This window comes from Micromonospora sp. ATCC 39149 (genome assembly GCF_000158815.1).
GTDB lineage: Bacteria > Actinomycetota > Actinomycetes > Mycobacteriales > Micromonosporaceae > Micromonospora.
The window spans coordinates 451,670-462,602 of record NZ_GG657738.1 but is presented as its reverse complement, the minus strand read 5'-3'; the positions used below and the strand labels follow the sequence as shown (position 1 = coordinate 462,602).

The following is a 10,933-nucleotide window of genomic DNA, read 5'->3' as shown; positions in this document are numbered from 1 at the left end:
CCGGCCGGCGCGCTGGAGCACCTGTACGCCATGCGGGTTGGTCGCCCGGACGGGAGGTGGCTGATGCCACGGCTGTCGTACCGCAAGGCCCTCACCCGGGCCCTCGCCGACGAGATGACCCGCGACGGATCGGTGTTCCTGCTCGGCGAGGACATCCGGGTGGCCGCCTCGAACGTCACCGCCGGGCTGCTGAAGCGGTTCGGGCCCGACCGGGTGGTGGACACCCCGCTGTCGGAGCAGGCGTTCACCAGCTTCGCCACCGGCGCGGCCCTGGCCGGCCTGCGCCCCGTGGTGGAGTTCCAGATCCCGTCCCTGCTGTTTCTGGTCTTCGAGCAGATCGTCAACCACGCGCACAAGTTCCCGCTGATGACCGGCGGGCAGTGCGCGGTGCCGGTCACCTACCTCGTGCCGGGCTCCGGCTCGCGCACGGGGTGGGCGGGGCAGCACTCCGACCACCCGTACAGCCTCTTCGCCCACGTCGGGGTGACCACCGTGGTCCCGGCCACCCCGGCCGACGCGTACGGGCTGCTGGTCTCGGCGATCCGGCACGTCGACCCGGTGGTGGTGTTCGCGCCGGCCGGGGCGATGGACGTGCGCGCCGACGTGGACTTCGCCGCGCTGGCCCCGGTGCCGATCGGCCGGGGCCGGGTGCACCGGGCCGGCGACGACGTGACGGTGGTCGCGGTCGGGCACCTGGTGCACGACGCCCTCGCCGTCGCCGAGGAACTGGCCGGCCAGGTGTCGGTGGAGGTCTTCGACCCCCGCACGCTCTATCCGTTCGACTGGGACGGGCTGACCGCGTCCGTGGCCCGCACCGGCCGGCTGGTCGTGGTCGACGACTCCAACCGGTCCTGCGGGATCGCCGGGGAGATCATCGCGACCGTGGTGGAACGGGTGCGGCTGCTCGCGCCGCCCCGGCGGGTCACCCGCCCCGACGGCGCGGTGCTGCCCTTCGCCCCGGCGCTGGACCGGGCCGTGCAGCCCGGCCGCGAGCAGCTCACCGCCGCCATTCAACTCACCATGAAGGACGGATGATGATCGACCCGAACTACCCCTGGCCGCAGCCCGGCCAGGCGTGGAACGACCTGCCGGAGTCGACCCGGGCGGCGATGGTGGCCGCCGGGGCGGGTGCCTGGAGGGAGATCTTCTACGGCTGCGCGACGTACAACCGGACGTGGCGGCTGGCCCGGCCCCCGGTGATGCCGGCGGACGCGTTCCGCGAGCTGAACGAGGTCTGCGACCGGCTCGCCCAGCTCATCCTGGAGGCGTGCCAGCGGCGTGCCCGCACCGCCGGTGAGCTGACCCGGCTGCTCGGCGTGCCGGCGGAGGAGACGAGGCTGCTCGACACCGACGAGGTGCTGTCCGAGGCGTTGCTGGCCGCGTACCGGCCGGACGTGCTGATCTCCGGCGGGGTGCCGAAGTTCGTCGAGTACAACATCGACAGCAGCCTCGGCGGGTGCTTCGACGCCGACACTGTCGTCCACCGGTACGCGAAGCTCTACGCCGACCAGGGCATCCTCGACGGGCTGCCGGTGCGGCCCGCCCCGTCCCTGCTGGACCAGCGGTTCGTGGCGATCCGCGACGAACTGGCCCTGGCCGACGGGGCCCGGGTCGCCCTGCTGATGGACTTCGACGCCGACTACCCGGGCCTGGAGAGGCCGGAAGACTTCATCAAGATCCTGTCCCCGCTGGTCGATCGGGCCCGGGATTTCGGCATCGACCTGGTCATCGCCCCGGTCGGCACCGCGACCCTCGACGAGGAGAAGCGCCTCGTCGTCCGCGACGCTCCCGTGGACGCGCTGTTTCGGCTCTTCGTGCCCAACCGGGTCACCCCCAGCGCGGGCCTGGACGCCGTCGCCGGCGCCCTCGCCGCCGGCACCCTGCCGATGTTCGTCAGCTCCGCCGCCTGGCTGCTCGGCAACAAGGTCAACTTTGCCTGGCTGTGGGAGGACCTCGACACCCTGGCTGAGGCCGACCAGGCGCTCATCCGCCGGTACGTCCCGCGCACCACCGCCCTCACCGCCGCCGAGCTGCCCCGGGCGCTGGCCGACCAGCACGACCTGGTCGCCAAGCCCGCCGACGGCTCCGCCGGCATCGGCGTGCTGTTGGGCCGCGAGACCGACCCGGGGAAGTGGGCGCAGGGGCTGCGCGCCGCCATCGACGAGGGCGGCTACATCCTCCAGGAGTACATGCCGGCCGACCGGGTGGCGATGGACTTCGTGCGGATGGAGACGGGGGAGACGGTCACCGCCGACGTTCCGTACAGCCTCGCGCCGTACCTGTTCGGCCGGACCGGTTCCGGCGGCCTGGCCCGGGTGGGCTTCCCCGACTGTGAGGGCGTGCTCAATATCGCGCGCGGGGTCCTGATCACGGGCATCCTGCTCACCGACTGAGCGTGCCCCCGGCGGTGGTTGCCACGACGGCAGCCGCCGCCGGGCGGTCAGCGGGACGCGGCGAGGTGGGCGCCGAGGCGGCGGATCGTCTCGGCGGCGGCGATGGCGTCGCTGCGGGCGCTGCCGTGCCGGCCGTCGCCGCTGTACAGCCCCGGGTCGGCAACCGCCGGATGGTCGGTCAGGTGCACGTGCAGGGTGCCGAGCCGCTTGCCGAGGGCGCGGGTGTGCGCCGACAACCGGCGCATCCGCTCGCCCAGGCTCTCCCGCAGCCGCTGCGGCACCGCCGGGCTGTGCGACACGTCGAACATGCCCACCGTGACCACGTCCGCCCCCGCCCGCCGCAGGCCGGTGATCATCGCAGCCAGCTCGGCATCGACGGCGTCGGCGTCGTACCCCTGGCGGAACGCGTCGTTGCCGCCGCACACCACCAGTGCCAGGTCCGGGCCGAAGTCGACCGCCGGGGCAAGCTGGGTGGCGCGGACCTCGTGCGCCCGCAGCCCACGCAACCCCAGATTGAGGTACGTCAGCCCGGGGCGGGCCGCGTCCAGCTCGGCGGCGATCCGGTCGGCCCACTGCACGTCCGGGTACCCGGCGACCGGCTCGCACAGCCCCTCGGCGACGCTGTCGCCGAGCACCACGAACCGTCGCCACGGGTGCCCGGCGAGCAGCCGCGCGCTCTCGCCCGCGCGCAGGCAGTACGGGTCGGTCGCTTCGGTGAGGCTCGACGGCATCCCGGCACGCTAGCCGATCCGCCCGGGGCGTCGACACCCCTACCGGTCGAGCGTCACCTCGGCCAGGTACACGCAGGTCCGCTCCTCGTGCGAGGAGTAGTAGCTGACCCGCAGCACTCCGTCGTGCCAGTCCAGTCCCGGGTAGCCGCAGTCGCCGCCGGAGGGGAGCGTGACCAGCTCGGTCAGGTTGCCCCGGTGCGGGTCGACGGCGCAGACGGCCGTGCGCGGGCCGCCGTCGAGCAGGCGTACCCCGGCGACCAGCCGGCCGTCGGGCAGCCCGAGCAGGGCCGGCCCGCCCACCTGCACCCCGAGGTCGGTCCACGTCCAGTGCCGGTACGGTGGGCGGGCCCGCCCGAGCTGGGCGGTGGCCGTCTCCCGGTCCCGGCGCAGCAGGCAGGTGGCGGTGCCGTCGGGGCCGAAGACCAGCCCCGACTCGTTCGGGTAGCCGTCGAGGAAGAGGGTGTCGACGGTCGGTTGCAGGTCGAGCCCGTCGCCGCTGCGGTAGAGCCGGACGAACCGGGGCTCCCGGGTGGCGTACCCGATGCCGTACATGGCTCCGGCGTGCCAGGCCGCCTGCCACACCCAGATGTCGCGCTCGCCGACGGGCGTCGGCTCGCCCCAGCGCTGCCCGTCGGCCGACAGCCAGGTCAGCGTGCGGAACGACTTGACCGGGCCCGCCCCGGGCCCGGTCGTATCACCGGTGACCGCGGCGGCGAGCAGTTGCAGCCGGCCGTCCGGCCGGGCCACGAACCGGGGGTCGCGCAGGTCGGTCGCCGGCCGTTCCAGCCGGGCGAGTGGGGCCCAGTCCCGGCCGTCGGCGGAGGCGAGCACCCGGATCGCGCCGTCGTCGGAGAGGTGCCCGGCCCCCTCCCGGAACGCACACAGCCACCGGCCCCGGTGCCGGACCAGGTCGGTGAAGGCGCTGTGCCCGGCGGTGTCGCCGATCCGGCGCACGGTGCCGAGCCGGGCGGTGGCCACCGGGCTGTCGGTCGATGACGGCATGTGCTCTCCTCGCGGGTCCGGCCGCGCCCGGGTAGGCAGCGGGGCGGCCACGACCGGCCACGCTAGGCGCACCGCCCGACGCGACGCGGGCCCGCGAGCGAACGCCGGGCGAACACGCGAGGAAGGCATGTCGGCCATATGGCGGTATCCGCTCGCCCGGATACCGCCATGTCGCCGACCCGGCGGGCGGCCCCGCCGGCGCGGGCGGCGTCTACGGCGCGGGCGGCGTCTACGGCGCGGGCGGGGCCGGCCGCGACCGGCCCGCCCGCAGCGGCCCGGCGAGCAGCGGCCCCACGGTCAGCACCGCGCACAGCACCGCCATCACCAGCAGCGCCGGCTTGAGGCCCAGCGCGGCGACCGACCAGCCGCCCAGCAGCGCGCCGACCGGCAGGCCGACGAACGCCAACGAGCCGGCGATGCCGAGCACCCGGGTCTGCAACGCGTCCGGCACCCGTTCGTACAGCGTCGCACCGAGCAGCGGGTTGACCGCGGCGATGCCGATGCCGGACAGGAACGTCACCGCCAGCACCACCACCAGGTGGTCGGTGAGGGCCATCGTCAGCAGCCGGGGCGCGCCGCTGAGCGCCGCGCCGACGGCGAAGACGAGGGTGCGGGGCAGCCGGGGGCCGACCATGGTGAAGACCAGGTTGCCCAGCAGCGCCCCCGCGCCGAACACCCCCAGCACCAGGCCGAAGCCGGCCGGGTCGCCGAGCACGTCGCTTACCCAGACCGGGATCCACACGGCCGTGTTCGCGGCGGCCATCATGTTCAGCGCGGAAACCACCAGCAGCATGGCCAGCAGCACCCGGTCGGTGCGCAGGTAGGCGAAGCCGGTGCGCAGGGCCCGGAAGTAGCCCTCCCGGGGCGCGGCCGGCGCGTCGGCGGCCGGCGGGCGGACCAGCACCCCGACCAGCAGCGCGCAGAGCGCGAAGCTGCCCGCGTCGATCCAGATGGCCCGGGTCACCCCGACCCAGTCGATGAGCAGGCCGCCGATGACCGCCCCGAACAGGGTGACGCCCCGGGCCAGCCCGTCGTAGGCGGAGGTGAGCCGGATCAGCTCCACCCCGGCGCGCTGCGCCGCCGGCCGGAACATGACGTGCTTGACCCGGTCGCCGATGCCGCGCAGCCCGCCGGCGACCGCGACCAGGGCGACCAGCGCCCCGAAGCCGAGCCACGGGGTCAACGCCACCACCGCCATGGCCACCGCGCTCGCCGCGTCCACCACGATGGAGGTACGCCGCACCCCGAACCGGTCCGCCCAGGGCGTGGCCAGGGAGCTGGACAGCATGTACGGCAGGAACTCGGCCGCCGCGACGATGCCCATCTTCGCCGGGCTGCCCGTGGTGGTCAGCACCAGCCACGGGATGGCGATGACCGAGATGCGGCTGCCCAGGTTGGAGATCAGGTCGGCGGCGACGAGGGTGATCAGCTCCCGTCGCGCGGCGGCCCGCCCCTTCTCCGCCGCGGTCTCCTTCACCATGGCCTCGGAGACGGCCTCGGCCCTCACACCGGGCTACCGACCGGGCCGGCGGGGCGGCCGGCGGCATACCGGGCGCGCAGCGCCAGCTTGTCAACCTTGGCCGACCGGTTCAGCGGCAGCGCGTCAACGAACTCCACCCCGCCCGGGGCCCAGGTCTCGCTCAGCTCGGCGGTGACCAGGTCGATCAGCTCCGCCGCCGTCACCGTCGCCCCCGGCGCCGGCACCACGTACGCGTACGGCAGCTCACCGGCCACCTCGTCGGGCACCCCGATCACGGCGGCGGCGCGCACCTGCGGGTGGCCGGCGAGCACGTCCTCGATGGGCCGGGAGTAGATCGGCCAGCTCCGCTGCCGGGTGAGGATCCGGTCGGCGAGCCGGTCGACGAGGTACAGGTAGCCGTCGTCGTCGAGGTGGCCGATGTCGCGGGTGCGTACCCAGCCGTCGACGAGGGTCTCGGCGGTCAGCTCGGGCTGGCCATGGTAGCCGGCGAAGCTGAGCCGGGTGTGGACCCACACCTCGCCGTCGACGCCGGCCGGTAGCACCGTTCCGTCGGTGTCGCGGATCTGCACGGCCACGTCCCCGTACGGCTTCCCGCAGGAGCGCAGCCGCTCCGGGTGCTCCGGGTCCTCGGTCAGCCCCGGCTGGGCCGTGATCACGACGGCCTCGCTGAGCCCGTACACGATGCGCAGGACCGGGCCGAAGCGGGCGATCGCCTGGCGCAGCCGAGCGGGCGCGGCGGGCCCGGCGCCCACGTTGAACATGAACATGCTGGAGAAGTCCGCGCCGGGTAGGTCGGGGTGGTCGAGCACCTCGTAGAGCATCGGCGGGGTGACGAACGTCGAGTTGATCCGTTCCCGGGCGACGGTGGCGATGAACGCCGCCGGGTCCCACCGCTCACGCAGGAACAGCACGCCGCCGCTGAACAGGTTGACCAGGGTGGTGATCTGCCCGCTGGCCAGCCACATCGGCGAGTGGGACAGGTGCCGCAGCAGCGGAATGCCGCCGGTACGGAAGCCCTCGGCGAGGGCGAGCACCTGGCGGTAGAAGCTCTCCCGGTGGTGCACCAGCTTCGGGGTACCGGTGGTGCCGCTGGTCTGTAGGAACGACTCCGGCTCCGGCACGTCGACCGGCAGGCCGGCCGCCGCGCCGCAATCGGCCACGACGAGGTCCGGGCCCCCGTCCCCCGCGCGGGCGGCGAGGTCCGGCCCCGCGCCGCCCGGGCCGAGGCAGAACACCGGCACGCCGTCCAGGCCGGCGGCGATCTGCCCACCGAGCCCGTCGCCGTCGCGGGGGTCGTAGACGAAGGCCTCCGGCCGGGACAGCCGAACGAAGTCGTCGACCTCGCGGCGGGAGGTGACCGGGGCGACCCACATCGTCCGGCAGCCCAACAGGTGCAGGGCGAGCTGCAGCAGCGGCCCCTCCATCGCGTTGCCGAGCATCACCAGCACGGCGGTGCCCGGCCGGATCCCGCCCTGCGCCAGCGCGCCGGCCATCCCGCGCACCCGCGCGGCCACGTCCAGGTAGGTCAGTCGGTGTCCGCCGCCCACCAGGGCCTCCCGGTCGCCGAAGCCGGCGAACAGTTCCAGCGCCTCGTGCACGTAGGTGGTCGCTCGGTCGGACCCGTCAGTCATCGCCAGCCCCCATCAGCTTCCGGCGGCGGTCGTCGGCGGCCCGGCAAAGCGCCCGCCACGACCGGCGCGAGCGGCGTCCGGGCAGCTCATGGCCAGGACGCGGCGTCGGCGGCACGCGTCGGCGACCGCACCGCCGCCAGCTTCGAGCATAGGCCGCGCGGCCCCGCCGGGCACCGGGCCGATCGGTGCACGGGCGCGGCCCGACGTCATTTGATCTTGTCGATCAGGTTGATTGACGCCTGTCAGGGGCGCGGCTAGGTTTCTGGACCATCGTCCAGGCGGCTGTCGTCAGTGGACGACCCTGGGCTGCCAACATGGAGGTTCAATGTCGACTCCGAAAAAATGGCGCTTGGTAACGGCCCCGAAGAGATGGCAGGTGATCGCCGCGGCGGCCACGGCGCTGGTCGTGGGAGCGCCGGCCGTGGTGGCCACGGCGGGCCCGGACACCGCCGAGCGCCGCGGCGCCGGTGAGTGGGCGGGTAGCTGGGCCGCCGCGGTTACCCGGGGCAACACGGCCGGTCTGACCAACACCGGCCTCAACAACCAGAGCATCCGGATGATCGTGCACACCACCGTGGGTGGTCCCCGGCTGCGTGTGCGACTGAGCAACCTGTACGGCGAGCAGGCCGTCAAGGTCGGCCGGGCCACCATCGCCCGGCCGGACACGTCCACCCCGACGGACCTGTCCGACGTGACCGCCCCGACCGTACGGGAGCTGACCTTCAACGGCTCCGCGTCGGTCACCATGAACAAGGGCGGCGAGCTGCTCAGCGACCCGGTCGACCTCCCGGTCGGTGACCAGGAGGACCTGGTCGTCACGCTGTACTTCCCCGAGCTGACCGGGCCGGTGACCTTCCACGGCCAGTCCCGGCAGACCACGTTCATCGGCGCCACCGACCTCACCGGTGCCGCCGGCGGGACCGGGTTCACCATCCGCCCCGACTGCTGCTGGATGTTCCTGTCCGGCGTGGACGTGCAGCGCAAGCTCAGCCCCGGCTCGGTGGTCGTCCTCGGCGACTCCATCGCAGACGGCAACGGCAGCACGGTCAACACCAACAGGCGCTGGCCCGACCTGCTCGCCGACCGGCTGATCGACGCCCGCCCCGAGGTGCGTACCCCGGGCGTGCTCAACCTCAGCCTGGCCGGCAACCGGCTCAACCACGAGGGCACCGAGCCCGGCGCGGGCGGCTTCCCCGGCTACTACGAGCTGGGCCCGAACGCCCTGGCCCGGCTGGGCGAGGACGTCTTCCCACAGACCGGCGTGCGGACCGTCGTGACCCACCTGGGCATCAACGACATCTGGATGTCAAACGACTCCGCCGAGAAGATCATCGCCTCGCTGCGGCAGGTCAACCAGCAGGTCAAGGCCCGGGGTCTGACCAGCCTGGTGGCCACGCTCACCCCGTACGAGGGGCACGGCAAGCCGGGGGTGTGGACGCCGGAGAAGGAGGCCACCCGCCAGGCGGTCAACGAGTACCTGCGGAGCAGCAGCGAGTTCGACGGGGTGCTCGACTTCGACAAGGTGCTGCGCGACCCGGCCCAGCCGAGCCGGCTGCTGCCGGCGTACGACTCGGGTGACCACATCCACCCGAACGACCTGGGCAACCAGGCGATGGCCGACGCGGTGCCGCTGCGCCTGCTCGGTCTGTGACACCGGCGGGGCGGCGGGGGTGATCCTCCCGCCGCCCCGCCGCAAACTTCCTGGGGAGGAAGCACCACCATGGACGTCCAAGAGCTGCTCTCCGGCCTGTACGGCGATCAGGGCCGGCAGAACCCGTACCCCTTCTACGCCGCCCTGCACGAGCTGGGCCCGATCCGCGAGATCCCGAACCGCCCCGAGCACAGCACCGTCAGCGCCGTCGCCGGCGGGTACGACGTCGTCGACCAGGTGCTGCGCGACCCGGAGTGGCTCAAGCAGTCCCCGCCGGGCTGGGAGCAGCACGAGATCCTGCGCACCTTCGAGTCGTCGATGATGTTCATCAACCCGCCGGAGCACACCCGGATGCGGGCGGTGTTCGCGAAGACGTTCACCCCGCGCCGGCTGGGTGCCCTGGAACCGGTGATCACCCGGGTCACCGACACGCTGCTGGACCGGATGGCCGAGGCGGGTGCCGGGGGAGCGGAGGTCGACTTCGTGGCCGACTTCGCCTATCCGATCCCGGCGCTGGTGATGGCCGAGTTCATCGGCCTGCCCAGCGCCGACCTGGCCTGGTACCGCGAGCGGGTCGACCGGATCGACGACTTCCTCGACGTGGCCGGGGCGACCCCGGAGCGGCTGGCCAAGGCCGACACCGCCACTGCCGAGCTGCGCGGCTACTACCGGGAGCTGGTCGCCGCCCGCCGCCGCGCCCCCAGCGAGGACCTGATCAGCGGCCTGGTCGAGGCGCTCGACTCCGGTGACGTGGAACTCACCGAGGAGGAGCTGATCAGCAACCTGATCGTCCTGTTCAACGCCAGCTTCGTCACCACCGTCTACATGCTCAGCAACGGGCTGCCGCTGCTGCTCGACCACCCCGACGTGACCGCCGCCCTGCCCGGCGACGACGAGCTGACCCGGGGCTGCGTCGACGAGGTGCTGCGGATGCAGAGCCCCCTGCACTTCCTGGCCCGGGCCGCCCCCCGCGACACCGTCCTGCACGGGGTGAAGGTCGCCGAGGGCGAGAACGTGATGCTGCTGATCGCCGCCGCCAACCGGGACCCGGCACGCTTCTCCGACCCCGACCGGTTCGACCCGCGCCGCGCCGGCCCGCCGTCGCTGGCCTTCGGCGTCGGCCTGCACTTCTGCCTCGGCGCGGCGGTGTCCCGGCTGGAGGGCCAGCTCGCCCTGCCCCGGCTGTTCGCCCGCTTCCCCGGGCTGCGGATCACCCGACCGTGGGTGTACAGCGGCAGCCTGGTCCTGCGCGGCATCGACAAGCTGTTCGTCACCACCGACGGATGAGGAGACCGACGATGACCCTGGACCCGCAGGTGGTCGCGTACCGGGCCGCGCGCGCGGCGGCCGGCGTTCCGCCGCTGTACACCCAGACCCTCGCCGAGGCGCGCGCCGCCGACCTGGCGGCGATCCGGGCCGGCGGCGGCGACGTCGAACCGGTGCACGAGGTACGCGACACGGTCGTCCCCGGCCCCGCCGGTGACCTGCCGGTACGCGTGCACCGGCCGGCCGGGGCCGGACCGCTGCCGACCCTGGTCTACTTCTTCGGCGGCGGCTGGACCCTCGGCAGCGTCGACACCGCCGACGGTATCTGCCGCCGGCTGGCCAACGCCACGGGATGCCAGGTCGTCACCGTCGGCTACCGGCTCGCCCCCGAGCACCCCTTCCCGGCGGCGGTGCACGACTGCCACGCCGCCGTGCGTTGGCTGGCCGCGTACGCCGAGCAGTTCGGGGCCGACCCGGCCCGGTTGGCCGTCGGCGGTGACAGCGCCGGCGGCAACCTCGCCGCCGCCGTCACCCTGCTCGCCCGCGACAGCGGCGGGCCGGCGCTGGCCGCCCAGCTCCTGGTCTACCCCAACACCGACCAGCGGGAGCGCGCCGAGCCCGCCGGGGAGCAGGACCCGCTGCTGTTCAACCGGCACTCGGTGGCCTGGTACCGGGGTCACTACCTGCCCGATCCGGCCGACGCGGCGAACCCCCTCGCGTCGCCGCTGCTCGCCGAGGACCTGACCGGGCCTGCCGCCGGCCCTGGTGATCACCGCCGA

Annotated in this window: 8 protein-coding genes and 1 pseudogene; 5 read left to right on the top strand and 4 right to left on the bottom strand. The window is 73.9% G+C overall.

What is annotated here, in order from left to right:
- The first annotated feature begins 63 nt into the window (after nt 1-63).
- Both MCAG_RS01965 and MCAG_RS01960 read left to right on the top strand, forming a co-directional pair.
- A complete protein-coding gene (locus MCAG_RS01965; protein WP_007071317.1) occupies nt 64-1,035 on the top strand; it encodes an alpha-ketoacid dehydrogenase subunit beta in 972 nt (323 codons plus the stop codon).
- Nucleotides 1,035-2,393, top strand: a complete 1,359-nt coding sequence (locus MCAG_RS01960; RefSeq protein WP_036371942.1) for a hypothetical protein — start codon at nt 1,035-1,037, stop codon at nt 2,391-2,393. The genes MCAG_RS01965 and MCAG_RS01960 overlap by 1 nt, the downstream gene beginning before the upstream one ends.
- 47 nt (nt 2,394-2,440) lie before the next feature.
- Here MCAG_RS01960 and MCAG_RS01955 read toward each other — a convergent pair whose 3' ends face one another.
- The 4 genes from MCAG_RS01955 to MCAG_RS01940 all read right to left on the bottom strand — a co-directional run bounded on the left by MCAG_RS01955 (nt 2,441) and on the right by MCAG_RS01940 (nt 7,237).
- Nucleotides 2,441-3,124, bottom strand: a complete 684-nt coding sequence (locus tag MCAG_RS01955; RefSeq protein WP_007071315.1) for an SGNH/GDSL hydrolase family protein — start codon at nt 3,122-3,124, stop codon at nt 2,441-2,443.
- A 39-nt stretch (nt 3,125-3,163) separates the two neighbouring features.
- A complete protein-coding gene (locus tag MCAG_RS01950) occupies nt 3,164-4,126 on the bottom strand; it encodes a hypothetical protein (RefSeq protein WP_036371939.1) in 963 nt (320 codons plus the stop codon).
- Between the two features lie 229 nt (nt 4,127-4,355).
- Entirely contained in the window at nt 4,356-5,606 is a 1,251-nt protein-coding gene (locus tag MCAG_RS01945) for an MFS transporter (protein WP_050778138.1), read from the bottom strand.
- Between the two features lie 23 nt (nt 5,607-5,629).
- Nucleotides 5,630-7,237, bottom strand: a complete 1,608-nt coding sequence (locus tag MCAG_RS01940; RefSeq protein WP_007071312.1) for an AMP-binding protein — start codon at nt 7,235-7,237, stop codon at nt 5,630-5,632.
- A 379-nt stretch (nt 7,238-7,616) separates the two neighbouring features.
- Here MCAG_RS01940 and MCAG_RS01935 point away from each other — a divergent pair, with 379 nt between their 5' ends.
- The 3 genes and pseudogenes from MCAG_RS01935 to MCAG_RS01925 all read left to right on the top strand — a co-directional run.
- Nucleotides 7,617-8,888: an SGNH/GDSL hydrolase family protein gene (locus MCAG_RS01935; protein WP_036376007.1), complete on the top strand. Its 1,272-nt coding sequence runs from the start codon at nt 7,617-7,619 to the stop codon at nt 8,886-8,888.
- Between the two features lie 69 nt (nt 8,889-8,957).
- On the top strand, nt 8,958-10,175 hold the full coding sequence (locus MCAG_RS01930) for a cytochrome P450 (protein WP_007071310.1): 1,218 nt from the start codon (nt 8,958-8,960) through the stop codon (nt 10,173-10,175).
- An 11-nt stretch (nt 10,176-10,186) separates the two neighbouring features.
- Nucleotides 10,187-10,933 (top strand): annotated as a pseudogene (locus MCAG_RS01925) (alpha/beta hydrolase); the annotation flags it as partial.